General features: G+C 71.0%; 22 protein-coding genes. 5 read left to right on the forward strand and 17 right to left on the reverse strand.

The features are described 5' to 3' along the window. Positions 1 to 198: 198 nt before the first annotated feature. From ACTVAJ_RS17210 to ACTVAJ_RS17285, 16 genes are all read right to left on the reverse strand, one after another. The gene (locus ACTVAJ_RS17210) at positions 199 to 1128 is read right to left on the reverse strand and encodes a JmjC domain-containing protein (RefSeq protein WP_470389190.1); all 930 of its coding nucleotides are present in this window, start codon (positions 1126 to 1128) and stop codon (positions 199 to 201) included. Positions 1129 to 1219: 91 nt separating this feature from the next. After that, entirely contained in the window at positions 1220 to 1948 is a 729-nt protein-coding gene (locus ACTVAJ_RS17215) for a hypothetical protein (RefSeq protein WP_470389191.1), read from the reverse strand. Further along, positions 1945 to 2832, reverse strand: a complete 888-nt coding sequence (locus ACTVAJ_RS17220) for an ABC transporter ATP-binding protein (RefSeq protein WP_470389192.1) — start codon at positions 2830 to 2832, stop codon at positions 1945 to 1947. The genes ACTVAJ_RS17215 and ACTVAJ_RS17220 overlap by 4 nt, the downstream gene beginning before the upstream one ends. Continuing rightward, complete coding sequence (locus ACTVAJ_RS17225) at positions 2829 to 3665, reverse strand: SagB/ThcOx family dehydrogenase (RefSeq protein WP_470389193.1); 837 nt, start codon at positions 3663 to 3665, stop codon at positions 2829 to 2831. Before ACTVAJ_RS17225 ends, ACTVAJ_RS17220 begins: the two co-directional genes overlap by 4 nt. 11 nt (positions 3666 to 3676) lie before the next feature. Further along, positions 3677 to 5011 carry a YcaO-like family protein gene (locus ACTVAJ_RS17230; protein ID WP_470389194.1) on the reverse strand — a complete coding sequence of 445 codons (1335 nt, stop codon included), beginning with the start codon at positions 5009 to 5011 and terminating at the stop codon, positions 3677 to 3679. Between the two features lie 13 nt (positions 5012 to 5024). Next, the gene (locus ACTVAJ_RS17235) at positions 5025 to 6356 is read right to left on the reverse strand and encodes a YcaO-like family protein (protein ID WP_470389195.1); all 1332 of its coding nucleotides are present in this window, start codon (positions 6354 to 6356) and stop codon (positions 5025 to 5027) included. Continuing rightward, entirely contained in the window at positions 6353 to 7339 is a 987-nt protein-coding gene (locus tag ACTVAJ_RS17240; RefSeq protein ID WP_470389196.1) for a TOMM precursor leader peptide-binding protein, read from the reverse strand. The genes ACTVAJ_RS17235 and ACTVAJ_RS17240 overlap by 4 nt, the downstream gene beginning before the upstream one ends. A gap of 18 nt (positions 7340 to 7357) precedes the next feature. After that, complete coding sequence (locus tag ACTVAJ_RS17245) at positions 7358 to 8161, reverse strand: JmjC domain-containing protein (protein ID WP_470389197.1); 804 nt, start codon at positions 8159 to 8161, stop codon at positions 7358 to 7360. 244 nt (positions 8162 to 8405) lie between these two features. After that, positions 8406 to 8552, reverse strand: coding sequence for a hypothetical protein (locus tag ACTVAJ_RS17250; protein WP_470389198.1), 147 nt, complete (start codon positions 8550 to 8552; stop codon positions 8406 to 8408). A gap of 257 nt (positions 8553 to 8809) precedes the next feature. Further along, on the reverse strand, positions 8810 to 9037 hold the full coding sequence (locus ACTVAJ_RS17255) for a hypothetical protein (RefSeq protein ID WP_470389199.1): 228 nt from the start codon (positions 9035 to 9037) through the stop codon (positions 8810 to 8812). Between the two features lie 163 nt (positions 9038 to 9200). Then, positions 9201 to 12038, reverse strand: coding sequence for an AfsR/SARP family transcriptional regulator (locus ACTVAJ_RS17260; RefSeq protein ID WP_470389200.1), 2838 nt, complete (start codon positions 12036 to 12038; stop codon positions 9201 to 9203). A gap of 271 nt (positions 12039 to 12309) precedes the next feature. Continuing rightward, positions 12310 to 12789, reverse strand: a complete 480-nt coding sequence (locus ACTVAJ_RS17265) for a S24/S26 family peptidase (protein WP_470389201.1) — start codon at positions 12787 to 12789, stop codon at positions 12310 to 12312. Beyond that, positions 12786 to 14666 (reverse strand): ABC transporter ATP-binding protein, encoded by a 1881-nt coding sequence (locus ACTVAJ_RS17270; RefSeq protein WP_470389202.1) that lies wholly within the window; start codon positions 14664 to 14666, stop codon positions 12786 to 12788. Before ACTVAJ_RS17270 ends, ACTVAJ_RS17265 begins: the two co-directional genes overlap by 4 nt. Positions 14667 to 14698: 32 nt before the next feature. After that, positions 14699 to 15256 (reverse strand): peroxiredoxin family protein, encoded by a 558-nt coding sequence (locus ACTVAJ_RS17275; RefSeq protein WP_470389203.1) that lies wholly within the window; start codon positions 15254 to 15256, stop codon positions 14699 to 14701. Positions 15257 to 15271: 15 nt separating this feature from the next. Beyond that, entirely contained in the window at positions 15272 to 15838 is a 567-nt protein-coding gene (locus ACTVAJ_RS17280; RefSeq protein ID WP_470389204.1) for a MauE/DoxX family redox-associated membrane protein, read from the reverse strand. A 633-nt stretch (positions 15839 to 16471) separates the two neighbouring features. Continuing rightward, positions 16472 to 19699 carry an AfsR/SARP family transcriptional regulator gene (locus ACTVAJ_RS17285; RefSeq protein ID WP_470389205.1) on the reverse strand — a complete coding sequence of 1076 codons (3228 nt, stop codon included), beginning with the start codon at positions 19697 to 19699 and terminating at the stop codon, positions 16472 to 16474. Between the two features lie 751 nt (positions 19700 to 20450). On the opposite strand from ACTVAJ_RS17285, the gene ACTVAJ_RS17290 reads away from it, so the two are divergent. Both ACTVAJ_RS17290 and ACTVAJ_RS17295 read left to right on the forward strand, forming a co-directional pair. Next, positions 20451 to 20804 carry a VOC family protein gene (locus ACTVAJ_RS17290; RefSeq protein ID WP_470389206.1) on the forward strand — a complete coding sequence of 118 codons (354 nt, stop codon included), beginning with the start codon at positions 20451 to 20453 and terminating at the stop codon, positions 20802 to 20804. Between the two features lie 544 nt (positions 20805 to 21348). Continuing rightward, a complete protein-coding gene (locus ACTVAJ_RS17295) occupies positions 21349 to 21609 on the forward strand; it encodes a hypothetical protein (RefSeq protein ID WP_470389207.1) in 261 nt (86 codons plus the stop codon). Here ACTVAJ_RS17295 and ACTVAJ_RS17300 read toward each other — a convergent pair. Next, positions 21543 to 22244 carry a TetR/AcrR family transcriptional regulator gene (locus ACTVAJ_RS17300; protein WP_470389208.1) on the reverse strand — a complete coding sequence of 234 codons (702 nt, stop codon included), beginning with the start codon at positions 22242 to 22244 and terminating at the stop codon, positions 21543 to 21545. The genes ACTVAJ_RS17295 and ACTVAJ_RS17300 overlap by 67 nt on opposite strands. Before the next feature lie 143 nt (positions 22245 to 22387). Here ACTVAJ_RS17300 and ACTVAJ_RS17305 point away from each other — a divergent pair, with 143 nt between their 5' ends. The 3 genes from ACTVAJ_RS17305 to ACTVAJ_RS17315 all read left to right on the forward strand — a co-directional run bounded on the left by ACTVAJ_RS17305 (position 22388) and on the right by ACTVAJ_RS17315 (position 25471). Further along, a complete protein-coding gene (locus tag ACTVAJ_RS17305) occupies positions 22388 to 22813 on the forward strand; it encodes a RidA family protein (RefSeq protein WP_470389209.1) in 426 nt (141 codons plus the stop codon). Between the two features lie 59 nt (positions 22814 to 22872). Further along, positions 22873 to 23970, forward strand: a complete 1098-nt coding sequence (locus tag ACTVAJ_RS17310) for an alkene reductase (protein WP_470389210.1) — start codon at positions 22873 to 22875, stop codon at positions 23968 to 23970. Positions 23971 to 24403: 433 nt separating this feature from the next. Further along, a complete protein-coding gene (locus tag ACTVAJ_RS17315) occupies positions 24404 to 25471 on the forward strand; it encodes an FtsK/SpoIIIE domain-containing protein (RefSeq protein WP_470389327.1) in 1068 nt (355 codons plus the stop codon). Positions 25472 to 25651: the final 180 nt, after the last annotated feature.

Consider the following 25651-nt stretch of genomic DNA (forward strand, 5'->3'; position numbering starts at 1 on the left):
GTCAGGGCTGTGGCGAGGGCGAGGGAGGCGGCTCCGGCCGCCGCCCGGGCCAGGAGGGTGCCGCTCAGGGGGCGGGGGAAGGGGTCACGGCTCATCAGTGGTCTCCAAGAGCAGAGGGCGGTGGACGGGGCGCTGTTCTCCGGCCCCGGAGGTGCGCGAAGCCGGGTCGTGAGGAGGAACACGCCGACGGCTCGCCGTCTACGCGACACCCAGAATGTCGGCGAGCCGATCCTGGGTCCGGTGCGCCTCCACAGGGGGTAGGCGCCAGCCGTGGTGGGCTTCCCTCATCGCGCGTGCGGCCACGTCCGCCGCGTGTTCCAGACTGGACCGGCCCTCGACCTCACCGTTCCATCTGGTGTAGAGGCCGACCGACGGCAGCTCGGGCACGATCCGGTCGAGGCAGCGAGCGAGCACCTGGGCGGGCTCGACGGGCCAGGCGGTGATGGAGATGTGCAGTGACCAGTCGTCGGCGCTCAGCGCCTGGTGGGGCCGCCCGGCCGGCATGTAGCAGGTGTCCCCCGGGGTGAGTGTGAGGCGGTGCGCCGGCTGTACGCCCTCCGGTACGGCCACGAGGCCGGGCTCGTCCTGTCCCTCGAAGTGGTCGAAGATCCGCCAGCGCTTGGTACCGGACGTCTGCATGACGATGACGTCCACCTTGTCCTGGTGAAGCGACAGCGCCCCTCTCCCCGGAGGGCTCAGGAAGGCGACGGCCTCCGTGAGACGACCGGTCCGGTTCTGCAGCTCCCGGCAGATCCTCCTGACGACCCGGTTGTACTCGTGCACCCTGTAGAGGACCAGACTGGAGCCGTCCGCGAGGAACTCCTCCACCCTGTTCAGATCGAGTCCTCCGACGACCTGCGCGGAGACCCGTTCCACCACCGTTTCGTTCCGTAGCGTGTACTCCGTGGCGTCGACCTTCTCGTGGTTCTTCGTGGAGATGGCCACGTGCTCGGACGTTGTCCGGCTGTCGCACAGGACGTCGTGGACGTCCTGGAGGGTGAAGACGTCGGTTGCCCGCGTGCGGGACGTGGCGAAGCAGTCACGCCCCCAGTGGGCCGCGAGGTCCTCCTCGTCGGGGAGGGCGGCGGGCCAGTCGTCCGCACCGGCGCTCCGATGGGGAGGGTTCATGAATCCACCTTTCACTCAAGAACGAAGTCATCGTCTTCACGGCCGACGGGTCTTTCCCCGCACCGGGGGAACGGCTCCTGTTCGGGCGTGATCACGTCGGTTCTGCTCTGCCGCTGATCCGCAGTGCCAGCAGGTGCGCGGGCACCGCCCAGACAACGGCGACCGCGAGGCCGGGCAGCGCCTGCGCCCACTGCGCCGAGGCGACCGCGGAGGCCACGTCGTGGATCGCCTGGACCGGGAGCAGGAACTCCACCGGGGCCAGGGGGCCCGGCAGCCGGCCCGCGGTCCACACACCGGAGGACCAGGTGACGGCCAGGAAGACCACCGTCGTCAGCGGGGAGACGCCGTTGGGGCTCGCCCATCCGCCGATGCACGCGCTCAGCGGGGCGAACACCGCGGTCGCGAGGGGGACCGCGACGATCCCGGTGACCACCGTCCGAACGTCGTACACCACCCCGAAGCGGACCGTCCCGGCGGCCATGATGAGAGCGGCGGCGAGGGTCCCCGCCATGAGCACCAGGGCCAGGCGCGCCGCGAGCTTGGCCCACGCGGGGACCGGGAGCGTCCGCACGAAGGGGGTCCACAGCTCCGTCCGCTCCAGGGAGACACGCTGGCCGAAGTGGAGCAGCGCCACCGACAGCACCGCCAGGATGATGAACACCAGCGTCACGTCCCGCTGGATGGACACGGGGGCGAACCGGGTCAGCATGAGGAAGTAGAAGGTCGTCATCCCCACCATGAACAGGGAGACGTGCCAGAACCGTACGAAGACGATCAGATCGACCCGCAGGAACGCCCCGATCTGCCGCAGCCGCGTCACCGCACACCTCCGCCGATGACCAGGCAGATCTCTTCCACGGTCGGGCTCCGCTGGACGACGGGGGCGTCGGCCAGCGGACCGAGCCTTTCCAGCACCGCCCCGGGCCGACGGGTCAGCAGGGACGTCCGGTCCGTGCCGTGGCGCACGAGCGCCACCTCGTCCCAGGGCCCTTCACCGAGCGGGACCCCGGCGTCACACGGCACCTCCAGGACCACGATGCCCGTCGACCTTGCCAGGTCGGACACGTCGCTGTCGGCGCGCAGCCGCCCGCCGGAGATCACGAGCACCCGCCGGGCGAGTGTGGAGACCTCCCGGAAGTCGTGCGACGCCAGCACGAGAGTGCCCCCCGTACCGGTGAAGTCACCGATCAGCTCCCAGACGGCGGCTCTGCTCTGCGCGTCCAGGCTCACCGTGGGTTCGTCGAGCACCACCAGCTCCGGATCGCCGAGGAACGCGAGCAGCAGGGTGAGGCGGCGCCTCTGTCCCGGGGAGAGCGTCCCGGACGGCCGGTTCAGCAGCGTCCCCAGTTGCAGCCGGTCGATCAGGTCGTCCGGCTCCGCCGCCCTCTTCACGTCCCGGACGAAGGAGATGACCTCCCGTATACGGAGCCGGTCCGGGACGGCGTTGACCTGCGGGGCGTAGCCGACGGACCACCGGGCCTCGTGGTCGTTCGCGGGCAGGCCGAACAGGCGGCACGAGCCTCCGCTCGGTCGGGTGAGGCCGAGCGCCATCCGCAGCAGAGTCGACTTCCCGGCACCGTTGCGGCCGAGCAGGGCCACACGCTCACCGGTCCCGATCCGCGCGGTCACACCGTCCACCGCCGTCACCGAGCCGTAGCTCTTGGAGACACCGTCGAACGCCAGGGGTACGGGTGCGCTGGTCACCGCGGCCGTCCGAGGAGTACGGCGTTGAGGAACGAGTGGTCGACCCCGTCGATCTCGCAGAGCTCCTCCACCTGGTCGTCGAAGAGTCCGGCGAACGGCACCACACCCCAACCGAGGGTCTGCGCCACCAGGGTCAGTTGCTGGATGACGGCGCCCGCCTCCATCAGTGCCAACCGGTAGCCGCGCAGGCGGTACTTGAAGCGGCTGCGCCAGAACAGGCCGTTGACGAACACGATCGCCGGAGCCGAGGCGAGCAGGTCGGGCTGCGCGCCCAAGCGGTGGATCCGGTCCTCCCCGACCTCACCGTGCACCTCTTCGAGGGCGTGCTCGTGGACGTTGTAGTGGTAGAGGCCCTTGCGGCCGGTCCCGGTGACATCAGCGAGGAGGTACAGCTCCAGCGGGTAGAGGGCGCCGCCGGAGGCGACCGGCCTCCTGACCGGGGGCGTACCCGGCTGGCGCTCCGGGTAGGCACCGTAACTCAGCCACAGGGCCCGCCCGAGCTGTTCGACGGGAAGCGCGTCGGTCGCGAAGTCCCGGCACGACGGGTTCCTGGTCAGCGCGGGGTGATCGCCTCGTTCCCGCTCGGCGTCGACCACGGGCAGCGGCATCCGCGGCAGGTGCGGCAGCTCCCGTGCGCCGATCGCGGCGCTGCGGTTCAACTCCGGCTGGGTCTTCAGCCAGTGGTTGTTCGTCTCGCGCGCCATCGTCGCCTGGTAGAACTTCGACGCCTCGTGGAACTCCTCGGCGAGGTCCTCCTCCGGTGGTTCGTCCTTGTCGAAGAACTCCCAGAACCGGGGGGTGAACACGGTGATGCTGGACGGTACCTCGGGCATGGGGGCGGCTCCTACGTGAAGGGGTGGGGTGCGTGGTTGAGGTCCGCGAGCGCGGGGCGGTCCGGCCGCCAACCCCGCCGGATGGGTTCGTTGAGCAGCCGCTCGTTGCCGAGGTGGCGGGACCGGTGGTCGAAGTCGAGCGGGATCAGGTGCGGGGAGACGACCTTGTACGTGAACAGTCCCGCCTCCGCCATCTCCGGTGGTGTGAGGTCGACCGTGTAGAGGTCGATCCCCCGTGCCCGCAGTCGCTCCACCTCACGCCGCAGGGCCCGCCTCGGCGGCTCACCGGATCCGTCACGGGTACCGGTCTCCAAGGGGAGGGAGGGACGGTCCTCGAAGAGGAACGCGAGTTCGTCGTGGTGCTCGGGGTTGGTGTAGTAGCGGGCGTGGTCGGGGAAGTTCCGCACCTGGTCGCTTCGGATCGTCCGGTAGTCCTCGGAGAACAGGCTCCGGCGCTGCATCGCGTAGAAGGAGAACGCCTCCTTGACCGCACGCCAGGCCGCCTCGGACGTACTCCCCGCGGTCCCGGCACCGACACCGTGCTGGACACCGCCCACGGCTGAGCCGCGGACCGCCGCCACGACGGTCGGCACCCCGTGGACCTCGGTGAGGTCGATCAGCCGGTACTCCACCCTGGAACCCGTCAGTGCCGCGCCGATCCGGTGGGCCAGACGCGAGGACGGGGACGGAACGAGGTGCGGGAATCGGAGCCGGTGGTACCACAGCAGCATGAAGGCGTCCCGTTCGAGCAGTTCGAAGAGGCCGGACAGGCAGGCCTCGGCGGGGCTGGTGCCCGTGGCCGTTCCATTGGAGGTGGCCCAGTACCACGTTCCTTCGTCCCGCAGCGGATTCCGTGACGGGTCGGGGTAGAAGACGCAGTAGACGCTCGGCAGGAGGGTCGTCTCACCCGTCCACAGGTCCGTTCCCTCCAGCCAGTGGAGACCGCGGTCGTCCGCCGGTACCTCGGCCAGTTCCCCCTGGCGGGTGGCGCCCGGCGGCAGGGACAGCAACCGCGCGGGCGGTACGTACGGGACCCCTTCCCGCTCCAGATCCGCCGCCGAGGCGTACCGGGCGCCGCGGTCGTCGACGTCCATCTGGCTGTAGCGCTCGGCCGCCTCACCGAGCGCGCTCGCGCGGAGCACGTCACCGTCGGTGTGGTAGCCCCAGCTCCGGAACGAGGGGTCGGCGCGGTCCGGTTCCGCCGCGTTCCCCTGGACGGACAGGCACCCCATCCGGGGTTCGCCGGGAGCCCACAGTCCGTGGGTCGGCCGTCGGCACAGGCCGACCACGTGACCCGCCAGGCGTTCGAGGCTGACGGCGGAGCGGCCTTCGTGATCAGTCGGCATCGGGCACGCCCTTCTAGGGGAACGGGTGGGGCACGTGGTTGAGCTGGTCCAGAACCGGTCGGTCCGGGCGCCAGCCGCGCCGGGTGGGTTCGTTGAGCAGCCGCTCGCGGTTGAGGTGGCGGTACTGGTGATGGGAGTCCAGAGGGATCAGTTCCGGGGAGACGACCTTGTAGGAATAGAGGTCGATCGGCATGTCCTCGGGCATGAGGTCCACGGCGCAGGTGCGGATGCCCCGCTCGCGGAGCAGCCTGGTCAGGCGTCGCAGTTCGTCCGCCGCGGGGCGGTGCCGGACCGCTCGCCGTCCCGGGAGCCGGGAGGACTCGCGCTCCTCGAACAGGAAGGCGAGTTCATGGTGGTGCGCCGGATTCGTGTAGTAGCGCTGGTGGTCGGAGAGGAGGACGACATCCTCCGCCCTGGGCGCCGCGACGCCTTCGGCGACATCGCGGCGCGCCAGGGCGTAGAGCCCGGCCAGTTCCCTGGCCGCCTTCCAGGCCGCGGTCTCCAGGTCGGGCGCGGAGCCGCCGCCGACGGCGTAGACCTCCCGGCCGCGCGCCCGGCCCCGTGCGACCGCCACCACCACCGGCACGTCGTGGACCCGCGTCAGGTCGATGAAGCGCACGTCGATCCGCGGCGCGCCGAACAGACCGCGGACCCGCTGGCCGAGACGGCTGTGCGCACCGATCTCCAGGAAGGGGAACCGGAGCCGGTGGTACCACATGAGCATGAACGCGTCCCGCTCGATCAACTCCAGGAGGCCGGACAGACACGCCGCGGAAGGGCTCGGTCCGGCCGCCGTCCCGCTGGAGGTGGCGACGCACCACGCCTCCTCGCTCTGCCCGCCCGCGCAGGTCGAGCAGTCGCTGTCGCCGCAGGAGGGTGCGACGAAGATGCAGTACTGGGCGGGGACGAGGACTTCCTCCCCGCTGACCAGATCCACTGAGGCGAGCCATCGGACCTCGGTGTCGTTCGACGGCGGAGAAGCGAGGGCCGTACCGCCGTCACCAGGTCCGGGGGCCCTCACGGGAGCCAGTTCGCAGGGGTGTATGTGGCTCTTCCCCTGGGCGGTCAGCCGGGTCACGGACGCCGTACTGGTCCGCGTCCGGTCGAGGTCCCGGAGACCGTACCTCTCGAACGCCTCACCCAGTGCCGCCTTTGAGGCCACGTCGGCGGCGATGTCCCGTCCGGCCCCGCAGTACCACGAGTTCACACCTCCGAGCACCTGCGCGTTGGTCAGGTCCTTGCAGAAGACCTGGCCCACGGCGGGCTCGTCCGGGTGGTACCGGCTGGCCGCGAGCCGTCCGGCCAGGCTGACGAACCGCCCGGACAGTGTGTCCAGTCCGGTCACGGCGTTGCCGCCCGTTCGGACTCCGCCGCTTCGGGGGCGAAGTACTCCGTCCACAGGGTCGGCCTCGCCACGGCGGTGCCCGGTCTGCACGCCGAGCAGCGGGGGACCCGCAGGACGTACTCGGACCTGATCTCCAGGCCGCGCTCGAACGTGACGGTACGGACCCCGCCGGGAACGTGGGGGTTCGCCCGGGTCTCCCACTCCCGGAGCGAGGCCACTCCGAGTCCGGCGAGCACGGTCGTCAGCGCGGGGGAGACCATCCGCTCCTGGGACAGGGGGACCAGTTTCAGGAAGTCGGCACCGAGCGCGTGGCGGGCGGCGCGGCGTCGGCGGTAGCACTCGAAGCAGGGGGTCGCCTTGGGGTGGATGTACGGACCGACCACCGCGGTCTCGCCGTCGAAGTGGCTGATCGGCAACCAGGGCTGACGGTTGTGGTACGCGGTCTCGTTCCATTCGGCCAGGAGCGCGTCGTTGGGGTCGCTCACCCACACCGCCGTGCAGACCCCCTCCGGCGTCGGCGCGCCGACGATCTCGGCCAGGGTCGCGGAGCGCACCCGCCAGTGGGGCGGGGCCACCCGCGCGATCGCCTCCACCTCGTCGAGGTCTCCCACCACGCGCAGCACCTCGATGGGGTAGCGGCGGTCGTCGCTCGCATCGTCCGGGCGGGACCACTCGCCCAGCAGCCCGCCCGGGTGGTCGCTCAGGTCGGCGTCCGCCGTGTCGATCAGCATGCCGTCGGCCACCAGGCGTTCGCAGAGCCGGAGGACCGCGGGGCGTAGGCGGTCGCCGCCCAGTTGGTCGACCAGCGCGGCGAGGTCGTGCTTCCCGTCGACCAGCGGGAGCAGGCTCCGCAGGATCCGGGTCACGCTGCCGCCGTAGCGGAGATTGCGGCCCCCCGCGCGCAGGGTCGCCGCATCCTCTCCGTAGAAACAGGAGAGCGCGGGCGCGGGTCGCAGCACCGTGGTATCCGTGATCGTCTTCACCGGATCTCCCTTCCCGGGTCAGGGTCGTTCCGAGGTTTCCGAGATGCCGAGGACCTCGGCGATCTCGTCATGGGTCTGATACGCCTGCGCGGGGCGCGCATTCCAGTCACCACTTGCTTCCGCCATCATGCGCGACATGTTTTCCGCCGCGTAGTCGAAAGGGGACGTGTCTTTCATGGCTCCGTCCCAGTCCGGGTAGAAATCCCTCTCCGGGATGTCCGAGAGAACCCGGTGAAAGGATTCGTCGAGGACCCGGTGCAGCCTGACCGGGGAAACGCTGACGGATATGTGCAGCGACCACTCCTCGCCGCTCCGCGTCCGGTGCGGCCAGTTCGCCGGCATGTAGCAGACGTCCCCGGGCGCCAGGGTGAAGCGGTACGCGGGCTCGGTGCCCTCCGGCCTCCGCACGGGACCGCTCCCCTCCTGGCCGGGGAAGTGCTCGAAGACCTGCCAGTGCTTGGTCCCGGACGTCTGGATCACGATGACGTCCACGCGATCCTGGTGGAGCGGCAGGGCGCCCTTCCCCGGAGGGCTGAGGAAGGCGAGGGCATCGGTGGAGCGGCCGGTGCGGGCCTGTACCGCCCGACAGATCCTTCGGACGCCGTGGTCGTACTCCTGCACGTTGGGGAGGATCAGGCTGGACTTCCCCTGGAGGAATTCCAGCACCTTTCTCGGGTCGATCCTCCCCGGCGCGGGGTCGGGCGCATGCTCCCCGGAACTCCGACCCACCGTGTACTCCGAGGCGTCGATGTTCCTGAAGTCGCTGGTGGAAATGGTGACGTGCTCCGATGTCGTCCGACTGTCGCACAGGATGTCGCGCACCTTCCGGAGATCGAAGAGGTGAGTCTCCTGAGCACTCCGGACGAAAAGGCAGTCGCGCCCCCAACGGGCGGCCAGCTCTGCTTCGTCCGGAAGGGGGAGAGGCCAGTCGGATGCGTGTTCTGGCCCGCCTGAAGTATTCCTCAAATGCGATGCTCGCTGTTTCTCTGGAGAGGGGTCCGGCAGGGTGGACGGATGCCCGCCGACGATGGAACCGCCATCGGCGGGCATCCGCCTCAGCGGTCGGTTACTTGCACTGCACGGGGCAGTCGGTGTACGAGCCCGTGCAGCCTTCGCCGATGATCACGAAGGGGGTCGCTCCGTCCCCGACCTCGGTCACCGTGAGGTCGAAGAGGCCGTCGAACTCGACGGTGGTCAACTCCTGGTCGCTCATGTCTCTCCTGTTCTTCGTGGACACCGTTCCCGGTCGGGAGCGCCGTCGGCTCCCGACACAGAGGCCACCCTTGCAAGGGCGCTGTGAGCGTTCCTTGGGAGAACCTTGGACACGGACGGTGTTCGGTGCGCGCCCCGGAGGCCGCCGTCCGCCGGGCGCGGGAGCTGGGCGTGGTCACGCACCCCCGCGGACCCCCGGATCGCGGGGACACGGTCGGTGGCCCCGCTCCGCCGCGAGGCCACCGCGAGGGGAGCGGGTCAGCAGTTGCAGCGGAGGTGCTCCCACGGCCCGTAGCTCGTCCCGCCGGTCCCGTCGCAGACCTGGCGGCGGTCGGTGCCGAACCACACGTACGTGGAGCAGTTGAAGGCGAAATTGTTGCAGCGGTACTGCCAGGTGCACCCGGCCGGCATGGCCTGGGCCCCGGCCTTCGGTGCGAGACGCTCGATGATGCGATCGCCCAGGCTGACGAGGGGGATGGTCCTCATGGGTGGCTCCTTCTTCCGTCCGCGGACGTCCTCGGGTGGCGCGGCGGAACCGTCCGAACGCCTCGGGACCGCTGCCGCCGCGAGGCCAACCTCGCAGAGAGGACGTGTGCGCTTCTTGCCGATTCCTTGAACGCAACCCCGACCGACGGTGCCGCCGGGGAGGTCACCCGGACGCGCGGAGCCTCTCCTCGACCTCACGGGCCCGGTGCCCGCGGTGCTGCGCGCGGAAGAGGTCCAGCGCCCGCCGCCATGCCTCGCGGGCCGGGCCCGTCGCTCCGAGGGCGTCGTGGGCTCGCGCGAGGCCGTGGAGCGCGTTCGCCTCTTCGAAGGCGTCCCCCAGGGCCCGGCACACCTGGATCGCCCGGCGGTAGTGTTCCCGTGCTTCGGCGTGGCGGCCCGATCGGGTGGAGATGTGGCCCAGGCTGTCCAGGACGGCGGCTTCCCCCACCTTGTGGCCGAGGGCGAGGCTGAGGCGCAGAGACTCCTGGCAGCAGGCGCGAGCGCGTTCGTCGTGGCCGAACTGTGCCAGGCACCAGCCCATGTTGTTGAGCGCGGAGGCCGTCCAGACCGGGTCGCCGAAACGTCGGTACTGGTCGAGGGCCCGCTGTGCGTGCTCCAGCGCCTGCCCCTCGTCGCCGGCGAGGATCGAGAACAGGAGGTGGACCTGGTGCGTGTGCGCCTGGTTGAGCTGGTCACCGGTCTTCTCGAAGTGGGCGAGCGCCCGGGAGGCGTGGTCGAGTGCTTCCTCGCCGTGCCGCCCGGCCATGAGCAGGGCGGAGGCCAGCCCCCGGTGGGCCAGCGCCGTGAGTGTCGGGGCGTCCGGGGCGTCCAGCCTGCTCGCGGCGTCGAGCCCGGCGCGTGCGGTACCGATGAAGTCGTCGACGTGCCCGCGGCGCCGGACGTAGAGGTAGGTGTCCCAGCACAGCCGCCAGGCCTCGCGGTGCAGGCCCAGGTCGGTGGCGAGGCGGACCGCGGCGGGAAACCAGGAGCGCTCGGCCGTGAACCACTCCAGGGCCTGGGCCGCATCCGCCAGGCGGGGGGTGAGGGCGTGCGCGCCGGAGGGCCGCTCCCGCTCCAGCGAGGACGACGGCATGTCGTGGGGGCTCAGCAGCCGGTTGGCCGCGTCGGCGGTGCGCACGTAGAAGTCGACCAGTGAGCGCAGCGCCCGGCGGCGGTCCTCCTCCGGCTGGTCCCGCACGGCCCGCTCTCGTCCGTGCAGACGGACGATGTCGTGTAGTTCGTAGCGCCCGGGCCTCGGTTGGTGAACGAGGTGGGCCGCTTCCAGACCGCGCAGCAGGGCCCTGGCGCGGGCTGGTGTGTGCCCGGTGAGCGCCGCGGTGGCGGGGAGCCCGATGCCCTGGCCCGGTGCCAGGCTGAGGAGGTCCAGCATCCGCGCGGCGGGGTCGGGCAGCGCCCGGTAGGAGGCGTCGAGGACGCCGCGGAGCGAGGTGTCCGTATCTCCGGTGTCCAGGACGTCGAGCCGGGTCTCCGTCTCCCGCAGTTCGGCCGCGAGTTCGCTGAGCGGCAGGTGCGGGCTGCCCGCGGCGTGGGCGGCGGCGACGGCGAGGGCCAGGGGGAACCGGCCGCAACTGCGGATGATGGACTCCACCGCCTCCGGCTCCAGCGCCGCACGGTGCTCCCCCGCCCGGGCGGCGAGCACCTGGCGGGCCTCGGCGGAGCCGAGCGGGCCGAGCGCGACGGCCCCGGCCCCGCCGGTGGCGACCAGGCCGCTGAGGCGGTTGCGGCTGGTCACCACGACGGTGCAGGTGGGGGAGCCGGGGATCAGGGGGCGTACCTGCTCGGCGTCGAGTGCGTTGTCCAGCAGAATCAGCATCCGCTTGTCGGCGAGGAGGCTGCGGTACAGGCCGACCTGCGCCTCCGTGCTGGTCGGGACGGCCTTCGCGGCCACTCCGAGGGCGATGAGGAAGTCGTGGACCACGGTCTGCGGCTGGGCCGCGGATCCGCTCGACGAGAAGCCGCGCAGGTTCACGTAGAGCTGGCCGTCGGGGAACCGCGTCAGGTTGTCGTGTGCCCACCGCAGGGCCAGTGAGGTCTTGCCGGCACCGCCGAGGCCGCAGACCACCGTGATCGGCGCCGTACCGGGTTCCCGCGGGGCGTCGAGCGCGGCGAGTTCCGCCTCGCGCCCCGCCAGCAGGTGCGGTGGGGGAGGGAGCTGGTTCGGCCGGGGTACGGACGGCGCCGCCGGGGCCGTCCAGACGGTGGAGGCGTCGACGGCGGGACACGGAGCGTCCAGAGCCGGGTCGGCGTTGAGGATTCCCAGGTGGAGGTCCCTGAGTTCCGCGCCGGGGTCGGTGCCCATCTCGTCGGAGAGCGCCCTGCGGATGGATTCGTAGCACTCCAACGCCTGCGCGGTACGCCCCTCCCGGTACAGCGTGAGCATGAGCTGGCCGGTCAGGCGCTCGTCGAGCGGGTGCATCCGGGCGAGCGCGAACAGGTCGCCCAGACGTTCGCCCTGCCTGCCCTGGCGGATCAGCAGGTCGTTGCGGTCCAGCTCCGCTCCGAGCCGCTCCAGCCGCAGGCTCTCGCGGAGTTCGTTGATCCAGGGGTTGTCCAGGACGCCGAAGGCGTCGGCCCGCCACAGGCGGAGTGCGTTCTCGAACAGGGTCAGGGCGGCGTCCTCGGAGGAGGAGCCCCGTGCCTCGGCGGTGAACGCGCGGAACCGGTACAGGTCCACGGCGCCGGCGGTGTCGTCGCTCAGCGAGAGGACGTAACCGCCCTGGCGCCGGTCGACCACCGCGTCGTCACCGGCGGAGGACAGGGCGGTCCGCAACCGGGAGACGTAACTGTAGAGGGACGACCGGGCTCCCCGGGGCGGGTGCTCTCCCCAGACGCGGTCGATGAGTTGGTCGACCGTGACCGGCCGGTTCACGTCGGCCAGCAATCCGAGGAACACGGACTGCCGCCGCATGTGCCCCAGGTCGACAGCGCGCCCGTCGATCCGTGTTTCGATGGGGCCGAGTACGGAGATCTCGATTGTCAACGGCACTCCCCGAGCCGGAACGCAGAGGGACGATCTGTGCGCCCGGTGCACCGGGACGCGGCAGCGGTTCGGGTCCCAGGAGGGTGACCTCCCGCAGGATCCCCCCAGGACCCGGGGTGGAAGCCGCGATGCCGGAGGAGCCCTCCACGGGGAGGCCCCGGTCCGGCGCGGCCAGGGGTTGCGGGGACCTCGGCCTTCCGGCACGGGAGCCCGGGAGGCCCGTCGCCGGCAGGCGGGCGGCCCACGGTCACCCTCGACCCGCGATGCGCTCTCACGGTTCCGCCGCCCCCGTCCCATCGGATGCAACGGTCATCCTCCGGGTCACCACCCCCAGAATCTGGTGCTCGGGGCAGGGGCCGTGGTCCCGTGAGTCGAAGCTCAGCACGTGGTCACCCAGCAGGGCCACATGCCCCCGCGGGCACGTCCCCTGGAGGCCGACCTCCACCGGATAGCGGGTACCCGCCGTCGCGACGACGCGCTTGATGAACCATCCCCGGCCGGTGACCCTCCCGTCCAGCGGGGGTGACTCGCGCCATCCGGTCTCCCAGTCGGGTTCGCCCACGACCACCACGTCGCCTTCGGACACGCCCGACCGGCCGCGGCGCACCAGCACCCGGTCACCGGGCTGGTAGGTCGGCGCCATGCTCCGGCCCTCCACGGTCACCACCACGTACCGGCGGCGCAGCCGCCACGCCGCCGCCGCGAACACCGAGACGAGCAGTACCGGCACCACGGCCGCGATCACGGTCACACCGCCACCTCGTCCGGGTGGGAGGCCCCGCCGGTGTACCCCTCCGCCTGGAGGGTGAACAACCGCGCGTACTCGCCGTCCCGGCGCATCAGTTCGTCGTGGTCGCCCTGCTCGGTGATCACACCCTCCTGGAGAACGACGATCCGGTCCGCGCCGCGCACGGCGCTCAGACGGTGGGAGATCATCACCGTCGCCGCTCCCTCGCGCAGGGTCCGCAGCCGGTCCTGCACCTCTCGTTCGGCCTCCGGGTCCAGCCCCGAGGTCGGCTCGTCCACGATGAGCAGGTCCCGGCCGCTGCGCATCAGTGAGCGGGCGATGGCGAGCTTCTGCCACTGGCCGCCGGACAGGGTCGTGCCCGTGGCGGCGTCCTCTTCCCCGTCCTCCTCGAAGTCCTCCTCCGCCTGGTAGAAGATCCGGGAGAGCATCGTGTCGTAGCCGTGCGGCATCTCCTCGACGAACCCGGCCGCCCCGGCCGCCCGCGCCGCGCCCCGGATCCGGTCGGTGCGATCGAGGTCGTCCAGACAGCCGAGCGCGATGTTCTCCCGCACCGGCAGGTCATAGGACATGAAGTCCTGGAAGACCGCGCTCATGCGCTCCCGCAACTCCGCGACGTCCATGTCGCGGATGTCCGCGCCGTCCCACAGCACCCGTCCCCGGGTGGGGTCGTACATGCGGCACAGGAGCTTGACCAGGGTGCTCTTGCCGGCGCCGTTGAGCCCCACCAGGGCCAGGGATCCCTCCGCGGGAACGGTCAGCGAGACCCCTGTGAGTACCCACGGGCCGTCGTCGGTGTAGCGAAACCACACGTCCTCCAGGCGGATGCCCTCGCGCAGCGGTCCGACGGGTCGCGGATCACTCGGGACGGGCAGATCCGAGGGGGTGGCGACCACGTCGTCGTAGTGCCCCAACAGCAGCAGGGCCTGGTACGCCCCGGTCACGCTGATCACGACCTCGGCCAGGGCCGCCTGCACCCCTCCGGCCGCGGCGATGAACGCCGACACGTCGCCGATGGTGAACTCACCGCGAAGCGCCCCCGCCACCAACCACACCAGCCCGCCCGCGGAGACCAGCGCTCCCAGCAACGCCAGGGGGCCGTGGGTGAGCATGACCTTGCGGTCCAGGCGCTCCTCGGTGGTGTTGACCTGGATCAACTCACCACGCATCCGACCCAGCAGGAACCGGCCGGCCCCGAACAGGCGGGTCTCCTTGATCGCCGAGAGGTCCAGCATCAGCGTCTGGTAGAACATCTGCCGCCGCATACGCGGGCTCATCCGCCACAGCAACCGGGCCCGTTCCCGGTTGAGCGCCAGTTGCACGAACAGCATCGGCAGGGCTGCGGCGACGGTGATCGCGGTGATCGCGGGGCTGACGGTCAACAGGATCCCGAGGAGGCTCGTGATCGTCAGTGCTCCGCGCACGGAGGCGAAGACCGATCCGAGGATCTCCTCCGGCGCGGTGGTCGCCGAGGTCTGGGCCATCCGCAACCGGTCGAGGAAGGCCGGCTCCTCGAAGAGGCGCAGTCCCGAGATCCGGTTGATCGCGCCGTAGAGGTGCTGCTGCACCAGGAGGGACACCCCGCGCTTGATCCGGGAATTCAGGTAGGTGGACACGTAGTCCGACAGCGAGGTGACCAGGGTGAACACACCGAGGAACACCACGAGCAGTAGGGGAGCCTCCACCAGTGGGCCGGGTACCCCCGGGGCGGCGTCGCCCGCCGCGAGGACGTCCAGCAGCCATTTGGTGACGAGGGTGATTCCGGCCGGGAGCAGGCCGCCCACCACGGTGAGGGCGGAGTACAGGACCAGCGACCAGGGGGCGGCCTGCCACGCGATCCCGAGCGAGCGCAGGGCCCGCACGCCCGCGGTGCGTGGGCCCATCCGGTCCCTGGAGGGAGGGGAGTCCACCGGGATCACGCGTCCGCGAAGGCGGCCGCGACGTCCTTGACCTCCACGCTGGAGCGGACCACCCTGCCGTCAGCATCGGCGAGGATGACGGCGGGGACGCCCCCCGGGGAGAAGGCCTGGCCGACCTCGTCGCCGATGCTCTGCATGACGATGGTGGTGCGGCCCTCCAGGACCGAGGTGTAGGCGTCCACGTCGGCCTCGGGGCCCTCGTGTCCGATGAAGGCGATCACCTGGTCGGGGGACAGCCCGGCGTCCTCGGCGAAGTCCACCAGGGGTTGGACCTGCTTCTTGCAGACGCCGCAACCGGTGTCGAAGAAGGCGTACACGGCCCGGTCACCGATCCGCTCCTTGGCGGAGACCTCGGCCCCGGTCGTGGAGGCGGCGGTGAACTCCGGGATCACCATGCCCGCGGGGACCTGCTCCAGGTCCGGGGAGACGGGGAAGGGACCTCCGTGGCCGGGGTTCTCCATGTGGCGCAGTCGGCGCACCAGCGCCATGGTCAGCACCAGGTTGAACAGGGTGAGCGCGGTCAGCGTCACGACCGCGGCGGTGAGGATTTCCATGACGTCTTCCAGGGTTCATGTGCGGGGGAGCGGAGCGGGCCGTGCGCCGCCCGGCCCGGGACGGAAGAGGTCGACGAGGTCGTCGAAGTAGAACGTGGCCGCGGTGACCGCGACGGCGGCCGCCACGGCCACGGCCGCCGCGCCCAGGGAGGAAGGGAGCGCGGGGCCGGTCGCGACGGCGCAGATCAGTCCGGTGGCGGCCAGGGCGAGGAGGGTGAGGTTGCGCCAGACGTGCGGCCATCCCAGTGCGGATCGGGTCGCTCCGAAGCAGGAGCACGAGACGGCGTTCTCAGCGCGCGCGGAGTACAGGGCCAGCACGGTGAAGGCAGCGAACAGAAGGGTGGCGGTGAGGAGGGCGGGTGTCCGCGCCCAGGTCCCGGCGAGGAGGGCGGCGCCGATGAGCAGTTCGACCGTGACATGCGCGCGGGATGCGGCCGCGGCGGGAAACCGCCGCACGGGGAGGCGGTCGGCCAGGTCCGTCCAGGTCTGAAGGTTGGCCTCACCGCGGACCTTGGACAGTCCAGAGGTGAGAAACACTCCGGCGACCGCGGTCTGTAGGAAGAACGTGCCGATGACGAGCAAGGGGTTGCGACCTCACAGTTCACGGTCGGCGGGGTGTGAGGCCGGTGCCGCCTCGGTTTCGAGCGGGACAGCACCGGCGGAGCGGAGTCAGCAACCGCAGTGGTAGTTGGTCCAGGGCGTGTAGCTTTTAGTGCCGTCGGACCAGTGGTAGACCTTGCGGCGCTGGGTTCCACCGCCTCTGCAGAAGTGCGTGCAGCGGTACTGGTAGGTGATGATGGGCTGAGGGTCCAAGGCGATGACTCCTTGTTGTGCCCCGCGGTGGGGCGGTTCGGGGGATGGGCTCAGAACGGATACGGGGCAGGTCCTCTGGAGGGGTGTGGCCTTCGCGCGGCCGCGTCCGTGCGGGCCGTCACCGGCGGTCGGCCCGATCTGGAGCAGATCGCCGGAAACCGTCAGGTCGGCTCCGACGCGGTACGCCGTGCGGGAGCTGCACGCCGTGAGGGCGGCGGAGGGCGAACGTCAGCGGTGCGGAGAGTCGTGGGGGACGCACTGTCAGGCCTTTCCATGAGAGGCGCTTCCTGGCCGCGCTCCGGTAGAGGCGATTTCGACCATACGGACGCCCCGTACGGATATCGCACAGGTCGTGCACGGCTCATCCGTGCGCCACCGGACCGTGCCGTGTAGGGGGCCGGACTACCTCCGGTCCGCCGGGTCCCCCGGGACGGCGACACCCATGTCGGTGTACAGGGTGCGGGCCTGGCCCCGGTACCGGTGGGCGGACTCCGCGTCGCCGTCGGCGAGAGCGATACGGGAGATGACCGACAGCGACACCGCCTCGCCGGGCCGGTGCCCGGTCTGCCTGTTGGCCCGCAGCGCCAGGTGCGCCCGCTCCGCGGCGCCGCGGAGCCGCCCCGACGCCAGGTCGATCTCGGCGAGTTGGTTGAGCGCCTGCCCTTCCAGGAACCGGTAGTCGCCCTCCCGGGCGGTCCGCAGTGCCCGCACCGCCTCGGCTTCGGCCCGGTCGAGGTCGCCCCGGCGGTACAACGCCCGCGACCTGCCCACCATCGCCTCCACCCGGTGCAGCATGGTGCGGTCGTCCTCCGTCGCGGCCAGGGCGAGATCGTAGTGCGCGACCGCCTCACCGTGCTCGCCCGCGGCGTCGTGGGCCGCTGCCAGCGTGACCATGGCCGACGTCCTGATCCGGTAGTCAGCGGCGTCCGTGCGCACCTCGACCACCCGCTTGGCGTGCGCCAACGCCTCCTCGACGCGCCCGGCGGCCAGCCAGAGCCTCGCGGTGGCCCCTTCGACGTCGCCGGACCTGTCGAAGCCCAGGCCGCCGCGTTCCAACTCGGCCGCCTCGTCCAGATGGGCGCGGGCCAGGTCGAGCCGCCCGCGGAAGAGCTCGATCTCGGCCATATGGGTCAGCAACACCGCCTTGACCGACGCGGTTCCCGTCTCCCGGGCGAGTTCCAGCGCCTGGCCGAAGTACGCGATTCCGGTGTCCAGATTGTCCACGAGGGAGTGCAGGATGCCCAGCCAGTGCAGATTGGTGCATTCGGCGCGGCGTTCTCCCAGCGCCCGATTGGCGCGCAGCGCCGTACGGGCATGCCCCAGCCCCTCACGCATCCGCCCCGCGTAGAAGGCCCCGGACGCCAGGTTGCCCTCGGCCGAGGCCTCGCCCGCGGCCCAGCCGGTCCGCCTCGCGAGGTCGGCGGCGGTACGGCCGTGCTCCATCGCCTCCCCCACACGGTTGCAGCGGATCAGGGCGCAGGCCATGCCGAGCTCCGCCGAGGCCCGGCCGAGGGGGTCGGCGGCACGGGTCGCCGCCGCCAGCGCGGCCCGGCTGATCCGCAGGCCGTCGCTGCCCAGCATGCCCAGCCAGATGTACCCGCGCAGCGCGTCGGCCAGGCGCCAGGCGTACTCGGGAAATCCGTTCTCGGCGGCGTGTTCGACGGCTGCGACGAGGTTGGTCCACTCGGCTTTCGTCCACCGGGCGGCCCCGGCCGCCGTCCGCGGCAGCCCGTCGTCCGTCCCGATCGGTAGCGGCAGCCTCGCGAACTCGAACTCCGGGTAGAGGAGCGAGCGGCAGGCATCGGCGGTGCGGAGGTACCAGTCGAGCAGCCGGGCCGAGGCCGCGGACCGTTCGTGTGCGGGTTCTTCGGCTGCGACGAGCTCGGCCGCGTAGAGGCGGAGCAGGTCGTGGAGCCGGTAGCGCCCCGGACGGCCGTGCTCGACCATGTGTGCCTCCGTCAGCTGGCGCAGCGCCCGCTCGGCCTCCTCCCGGGTGCCTCCGTGGAGACGGGCCGCGCTGTCGGCACCGAAGTCGGGACCGGGAACCGTGCCGAGGAGGCGGAACACCCTGGCCGTGTCGGCTTCGAGGGAACGGTAGGACCAGGAGAACACCGCCCGAAGATCCACCGACTCGTCGTCACCCGCCAGAGCATCGAGACGTGAGGTCTCAAGCTCGTCGGCGGTGGCGCTCAGCGGATGGTCGGGCTGGGTCGCGGCCTTGGCGGCGGCTATCGCCAGGGCCAGGGGCACCCCCGCGCAGGCGGTCAGGATCCGCTCCACCGACTCGGGTTCCGCCGCCAGGCGTCCTGCCCCCAGCTGCCTGCCGAGGAGGGCGGCGGCCTCACTCGGGCTGAACGCTCCGACCTCGATGACCCTGGCCCCGTGGGAAGCCGCGAGGCCGACCAGTCGACGGCGACTGGTCACCACCGTGTGCACCTGCGGGGAGCTCGGCAGCAGCGGGCGTATCTGGGCCGCGTCGCGCGCGTTGTCGAGTATGAGCAGTCGGCGTCCGTCCCCGATGACGCCGCGGTAGAGCGCGATCAGGGCGTCGGGGTCGGCGGGGATCCTCCGCGGCTCCACGCCCATCGAACCGAGCAGGAGGCGGGCCGCCTCGACCGGCTCCACCGCTGTCCCGGCCGGGGTGAACCCGCGCAGATCGATGTAGAGCCTCCCCCCGGGGAACCGGTCGGCGGACCGGTGGCCCCAGTGCAGGGCCAGCATCGTCTTGCCGACGCCCCCGGCACCGGTCAGGACGACGAGCGGGGCCGAGGCCGCGTCCGCCGACGCATCCAGCGCCGCCAGGCTCTCGTCCCTGCCGGCGAAGGCGGCCGTTCCCGCGGGGAGTGTCAGCGGAGCGGCCGCCGCGGGCACCCCGCGCGCCCCGGCGTCCAGGCCCGGATCCTCGCGCAGGATGGCGGTGTGCAGATCGCGAAGCGGTCTGCCGGGGTCGACGCCCAGCTCGGCGGCCAGGCGGCCGCGGACATCGGTGTAGACGCGGAGGGCCTCCGGGCCGCGCCCGCAGCGGTACAGCGCCAGCATCAGCTGTTCCGTGAAGCGCTGTCGGTGCGGGTGTTCGAGGTTCAGCCTCCGCAACTCGTCCACCAGCAGTTCGTGGCGTCCGAGGTCCAGGCCGATGTCGAGGCGTTCCTCGGTGAGCGTGAGCCGGTAGTCGTCGAGTCTGCGTGCCGCCGCCTCGACGGTCCTCCCGGACAGGCCGGCCAGGGACGGGCCGCGCCATTCGGACAGCGCGTCGTTGAGCGCCCGCTCGGCCTCGACCAGCCGACCCGCTGCCCGGTGCCGCGACGCTGAGGACGCGACCCGTTCGCAGCGCAGCACGTCGAGCTCGTCCACCCCGACATCGATCCGGTAGCCCGTCCCCACCTTGTGCAGCCGCTCCCCGGCCGCTCCGAGCTGGCGCCGCAGGGCCGCCGCGATGTTCTGCACCTGCCTGGTGGCGGTCGCGGGCGGCTGGTCGTCCCAGAGCGCCTCGATCAGCCGTTCCGTCGGGACCACCCGGTTCGCCCGGTCTAGCAGGATCGCCAGCAGCCTCGGGTGGTGCCGCCCGCTGATCTCGACGGGCCCCTCGGGGGTGCGGACTTCGAGCAACCCCAGAATGCCGAAACCCATCATGCTCTGGCCCTCCTCCGCCACCCGGCCCCGAGCGAGCCCAACCTGACGACGCTTTCCGGTGCAGTGTAGAGGTCGCACGGATCGTTGATGTGATCTTGGTCGCCCTTTCGTCCGGCCGTCCCGGCGGACCGCCGGGACGGCCGGACGAAAGGGCGATGGGCGCGGCCCTCCTCAGGGCACACAAGAAACCGCCGGGCCTGTGTGGTGTCCAGGTCCGGTGGTATCCCCACTGTCTCAAGGTGGCGCACTCGGGAGGACTCCAACCCCCAACCTTCTGATCCGTAGTCATCAGATGAGCGGATGTACAGTCGCAGGTCAGGACCCATGTGATGGCGCCTCCGAGTCGTACTGATCCACGTATGCGGCACGCCGCCCCGATTGATGTCCCGAGGAAGCCTTCGGTGCACTTCCCTTTCTGAACGGCTGGACCCGCACGGCCCATCGCGGATGGTGTCCCACAGAGCGGTGTAATTTCGTTCGACTCGAGAGCCCCAGAGGCAACGACACGCTGGTCAGCAATTCGTTGTTGTTCGAACAGCCGGTGTTTTTACACCACTCGACGGGACATGACCGTGCCTGCCCAGCCGCTGCGAGGGCTCCACGCCCCGGCGGGCCAGGCGGTGCACGATTCCCCGTCCGCTGTCCTTTTGACAGTGGATCCAGCCATGCGAGGCACACGTGCCGGGGGTGCTGGTGTGGGAAGAACGGCGGCTTTGCGGTGTGGGTCGCCGTCCTGCCTATGCTTGGGCCCATGGCACTGGAGTGGGAACAGATGATCGTCGACTCCGCCGACCCCGTCGCTCTCGGGCGCTGGTGGGCCGCGGCTCTCGGCTGGGTCGTGGTCGACGAGACCGAGGAGATCATCGAGATCCGGCCTGAGCCGGACCGGATGCCGGGCCTGCTCTTCGTGCCTGTCACCGAGGGCAGGACTCTGAAGAACAGACTCCACCCCGACTTCCGCCCCGACGACCAGGAGGCCGAGGTCGCCCGGCTGCTCTCCCTCGGTGCGCGGCGCGTCGACACCGTGCAGGACGGGCAGCACTGGGTGACCCTTCTCGACCCGGAGGGCAACGAGTTCTGCGTCCTGAGTGAGCGCAAGAGCTGAGAGGGGGCCGGGCAGTCGTCCGGCCTCGACGGCCGCACCGTTGACAAGCACGTGAGTCCGCCCATGTCAGGCCACCCCTGACCGACGATCTCCGCCGTCAAAGGACAGCCGCACCCATCTCCGCACCCACCCGACCGGCAAGATCACCACCTGAGACTGTCGTGCTGGATGGTTCGGGGGTGGGGACGGCGGTGGAGGATACCGGCGCGCGGATCGAGGACGCCCGGGAGACGGCAGGTAGGGGCCAGAGCGCTCTCGCTGAGGCCACGGGCATCTCCCAGCCCACCCTGTCTCGGAATCAGCTCAAGGGACCGGTCGGCGAAGGTGCCCGGGATCGTGGCGATCGCATGGGAGACAGGGCACACGGTCGCCCGGCCCACCGGGATCGGTGTGGTGCCCGAGCGTGTGCGATGCGCAGCCCGCGCCACCGACGGCTCCGACAGAGCCGGTATGCGGCAGGCGCTGTTGCACCTCCTGGAACTGGACCCTTACCTCGGAGACCAGGCCGTCATCGCCACGATCCGGAGCCGCGGGCGGAACGTGAGTGCTGAAGTCGAAGGTTGCACCGTCGGCGAACGCGCTGATCGGGGAGGGCGGCCTGTCACCGGTGGGCGCGGTCATCGCCGTCGCGCTCTCCGCGGTGCTCGTCGACGTCAACCCCTGCAACAGCAGCGGCGCGGTCCTGGTCGGGGCCGCCCGGCCCGAACAGCGTGCGCGCCTCTTGCGGCAGATGATGCCCTACGGGCTCTGCGCGATCGTCGTCGCACCACTGCCGGTCTGGTCCGTCTTCGGGTGGGCGCTGTGATCGTCCCGCCGCCCCGCCTCGCGACCGCCGGGTGCAGCCGCTGCCGTGTCCGGCCGGGGCAGTAGGCCGAGCAGGACCTCCTGGACCAGGTCGGCGCTGTCCCTGACCGCTGCGTCGCCGAAGCCCAGGAAGTGCCGGTAGTGGATCGGCGCGTAGAAGAGGTCGATCATCTTCTCGGTGGGCACGTCGGAACGGAGCTGCCCGGCGGCGACGGCGGAATCCAAGCGGATCCTGCACTCCGCGATGCTGGGTTCGAGGATCGTCTCGCGGAACGCCCTCATCAGTTCGGGGTCGTTCTGCGACTCGGCCATCACACCCCTGAACGCCTCGCTCATCCTGCCGGTGACCAGCCGCCGACTCACCGCCGTGATCTGGGTCGTGAGGTCGGCGGCGATGTCACCGGTGTCGGGGAAGGCGAAGTCGTCTCCGAGTTCCTCGTTCAGCGCCTCCAGCACCACGGCGCCCTTCGACCTCCACCATCGGTAGATCGTGGGCTTGCCCACGCCGGCCTGGGACGCGATGCCCTCGATGGTCACCTTCGCGAAGCCCTTGCGGCTCACCAGGTCGAACGCCGCCTTGAGCACCGCCTGGCGGGCACGCTCGCTGCGTCGTTCACTGTTCGGGGCTGAGGTCATGGACCCCATCCTACCGCTTGCGTGACGTTACGTTTCGTTTTGACAGGGCTCCTGGGCATGTTCTACGTTCATTGGCGTTACGAAACGTTTCGTAACGCCAATGAGCAGGCCCGGATTCCGGGCCCGCCAGACAGGGGAGAGCCATGTCCAGTGACGAGAGCGCGCCCGCCGTGGGACGCATCGAGAAGATCGCGACCACGCCGGACTGGTACGCGCCGTACCTCATATCGCAGGCCGTCCGGGCCGGTGGCCTCGTGTACGTGTCCGGCCAGGCGGGCTTCGACGAGGACGGGACGACCGTCGAGGGCGGCTTCCTGGCGCAGGGGCGGCAGGCGTTCGGGAACGTCGGACGGGTCCTGGCGGCGGCCGGCCTGGACTTCTCGGACGTGGTCAAGGTCGGCATCTTCGTCCGGGACATGGCGGCGAACCTCCCGCACGTGATCACCCTGCGCGGCGAGTTCCTGTCCGAGCCCTACCCCGCCGACACCCTGGTCGAGGTCGCCTCACTGGCGCAGCCCGACTGGCGGATCGAGGTCGAGGTGGTCGCGCTGGACCGGAGCGACGCATGAGCGCCGCGGTGGTGACGGAACGGGGACAGGACACAAGCGCAACGGAAGAGGGCGGGCACGTGCGGGAACTACTGGAGCCGTACCGGAGAGGAACTCTGGACCTGGCGAACCGCGTGGCGATGGCCCCGATGACACGGGGCCGGGCCGACGACGTGACGGGGGTCCCGAGCCCGCACGCGGCGACGTACTACCGTCAGCGCTCCGGAGCGGGGCTGCTGATCACCGAGGGCGTGCACGTCAACGCGCTCGCCAAGGGCGGCCCCGGTATCCCGGGGCTGACGACCGACGCGCAGGTGCACGGGTGGAGAGGGGTGACGGACGCGGTGCACGCCGAGGGAGGAACGATCTTCGCCCAGCTGTGGCACGTGGGCCGGATGACGCACCCGGTGACGCTGCCGAACGGCGAACCGCCGGTGGCGCCGTCGGCCGTCGCCATCGAGGGGAAGCAGATCTTCACCCGGGACGGGCTGCTCGACCACGTGACCCCGCGTGAACTGACGGCCGGTGAGATCGGCCGGACGGTGGGGGACTTCGCGTCCGCGGCCCGGCGCGCGATCCGGGCGGGCTTCGACGGCGTGGAGATCCACGGCGCGAACGGCTACCTCATCCATCAGTTCATCGCCGACAACACCAACCTGCGCACGGACGGGTACGGCGGCTCCGTCGCCTGCCGCCTGCGGTTCGTCACGGAGGTGGTCGAGGCGGTCGCCGCAGAGGTCGGCGCGGACCGCGTTGGCCTGCGCATCTCACCGGACAACGCCGAGAACCAGCTCGCCGAGGTCGACGCGCCCACCACGTACCGAACGCTGGTCGACACACTCGACCCATGGGGCCTGGCCTACCTGCACGTACTGGAGAACGGCGCGTACGGGGCCATCGCCGACCTGCGGACGCGCTGGTCGGGAACGCTCGTCGCCAACACCAACGGCCCGGTGCCGAGCAGCCCCGAGAAGGGGGCGCGGCTGGTGCGGGACGGGCACGCGGACGTGGTCGCCCTCGGCCGCCTGTTCATGACCAACCCGGACCTGCCTGCTCGCCTGGCCCACGGCCTCCCGCTCGCGGGACCGCCGACCGAGAACCTGTACGGAGGAGGGGCGGAGGGGTACATCGACTACCCCGCCGCGACGATCGGCTCCGAGGTGCCGGCGGCCGTATGAGCGCCCGTTCCGCCGGGTCCCGGTCGGCCCGACCGGGACCCGGCGGGGGAACGGACGCCGGTCACCGGAACGAGGCGGGAACGGACATGAGGTCGATTCCCCACAGTGCCGGGAGCAGGTGGAGCGCCCTCGCGACGGCGAGGGTGAGGGCGGTCATGGCGGCGGTCAGAACCCGGATCTGACCGCCGCCTTCCCGGTACCGAACATGACCGCGTCCGGAGGGGTGCCCACCGGAACCATGAACGCGCGGTTCGCGGCCATCGCGCAGGGGCCGTCAGCGCGTAGGGGTGGGCGTTCGGTGAGACCGCGCAGGCCGCGATGACCGGAAGGATCATCGTCGCCGTCGCAGCGTTCGAGGTGATCTCGGTCAGGAACGGCACGGGTGCGGCGGCTGGTGCGTTTCCTGGTCACGTTGCCGTTCCGGTTCCCCGTCATGGTCGGCTCACTGGCTTCCTCGGCTGCGGTGTGGTGGTGGTTCGGCTGGCTGGGTCTGGCCGTGCTGGGCGGGGCCGCCTCGGTGGCCTCTCTGGTGTGGTGGCGCGTGTGGCCGGATTCCTTCCGCCGGTGGGTGACGCTGCGGTTGTTGGCGTGGTGGCGGCACGTGTTCGTTTGCCGCCGGCACTGGCAACCTGTCCTGGTCATCTCCGGGCTGGCCGAGTCCTACCAGGAACGCCGCTACCTCCCCCGCATCCGCCGGGTGGTGTGCACGTCCTGGGCGGACCGGGTCCGGGTCACCCTCGTGGCCGGAACCTCCCCCACGGATTTCGAGACCCGGGTGGCCGAGCTGGCGCACGGGTTCGGCGCTCCGTCCTGTCGTGTGGTGGTGGAGGGGCCGCGCAAGATCACCCTGGAGTTCCCCCGACACGACACGTTGGCCGAACCCCTGGACGCCTTCCCGATGACCCACCACGTGGATCTGTCCGCGCTGCCGGTCGGCGTCACTGAAGACGGGTCGCAGTGGCGGCTTCGGCTCCACGGGACTCACGTCCTGGTGGCCGGGGTGACCGGGTCCGGGAAGGGGCCGGTGATCTGGTCCGCCATCCGCGCCATCCTCCCGGCCGTTGCTGAGGGGATGGCGCAGGTGTGGGCGATCGATCCCAAGCGGATGGAGCTGTCCTACGGGCGGGGCCTGTTCGCCCGGTACGCCGATGACGGCGAATCCGCGGTGGCGGTCCTCGAACTGGCCGTGAGCCAGATGCAGGACCGGGCACGACGGTACGCCGGTCGCCAGCGCTCCCACATCCCCACGGTGGCGGAGCCGTTCGTGTTGGTGGTGCTGGACGAGGCGTCCCAGGTCGACATGATCCTCGGGGAGGGCGCCCGGGACCGTGGGGCGAACGCGCATCTGATCGACCCCGGTCTTCCCGGGGTGGGCTACGTCCGGATGGAAGGCTCCCCGGCACCGGTACGGGTCCGGGCCGCGTACGTCTCCGACGACGACATCACCACAATGACCGAGGTCTACGGCCCGGACCCCTCCTCGGACGGAGGGGCGTCATGATCCTGTGCTCTACGCACCCGCCGAGTGAGCACGAACGCGGCCATCAGGGCCAGACCGCAAACGCCGATCCAGACCAACTGGGCAGTCTCGCTCCCGTAAGCAAGCAGAACCATCCAGATCAGGTACGGCAGAACCGTGATGGCTACACGGAACACATCGGATCTGGTCATGACGAAGCCT

The sequence above is a fragment of the Nocardiopsis sp. KDC1DS13DA1 genome (assembly GCF_055632325.1).

What these genes read in the sequence shown, in the direction of transcription:
- ACTVAJ_RS17210 (WP_470389190.1), bottom strand. Translation starts at nt 1,128, where the DNA reads ATGAACCCTCCCCATCGGAGCGCCGGTGCGGACGACTGGCCCGCCGCC.
- ACTVAJ_RS17225 (WP_470389193.1), bottom strand. Translation starts at nt 3,665, where the DNA reads ATGCCCGAGGTACCGTCCAGCATCACCGTGTTCACCCCCCGGTTCTGG.
- ACTVAJ_RS17230 (WP_470389194.1), bottom strand. Translation starts at nt 5,011, where the DNA reads ATGCCGACTGATCACGAAGGCCGCTCCGCCGTCAGCCTCGAACGCCTG.
- ACTVAJ_RS17250 (WP_470389198.1), bottom strand. Translation starts at nt 8,552, where the DNA reads ATGAGCGACCAGGAGTTGACCACCGTCGAGTTCGACGGCCTCTTCGAC.
- ACTVAJ_RS17255 (WP_470389199.1), bottom strand. Translation starts at nt 9,037, where the DNA reads ATGAGGACCATCCCCCTCGTCAGCCTGGGCGATCGCATCATCGAGCGT.
- ACTVAJ_RS17270 (WP_470389202.1), bottom strand. Translation starts at nt 14,666, where the DNA reads ATGGGCCCACGCACCGCGGGCGTGCGGGCCCTGCGCTCGCTCGGGATC.
- ACTVAJ_RS17275 (WP_470389203.1), bottom strand. Translation starts at nt 15,256, where the DNA reads ATGGAAATCCTCACCGCCGCGGTCGTGACGCTGACCGCGCTCACCCTG.
- ACTVAJ_RS17285 (WP_470389205.1), bottom strand. Translation starts at nt 19,699, where the DNA reads ATGATGGGTTTCGGCATTCTGGGGTTGCTCGAAGTCCGCACCCCCGAG.
- ACTVAJ_RS17290 (WP_470389206.1), top strand. Translation starts at nt 20,451, where the DNA reads ATGGCACTGGAGTGGGAACAGATGATCGTCGACTCCGCCGACCCCGTC.
- ACTVAJ_RS17300 (WP_470389208.1), bottom strand. Translation starts at nt 22,244, where the DNA reads ATGACCTCAGCCCCGAACAGTGAACGACGCAGCGAGCGTGCCCGCCAG.
- ACTVAJ_RS17305 (WP_470389209.1), top strand. Translation starts at nt 22,388, where the DNA reads ATGTCCAGTGACGAGAGCGCGCCCGCCGTGGGACGCATCGAGAAGATC.
- ACTVAJ_RS17315 (WP_470389327.1), top strand. Translation starts at nt 24,404, where the DNA reads ATGGTCGGCTCACTGGCTTCCTCGGCTGCGGTGTGGTGGTGGTTCGGC.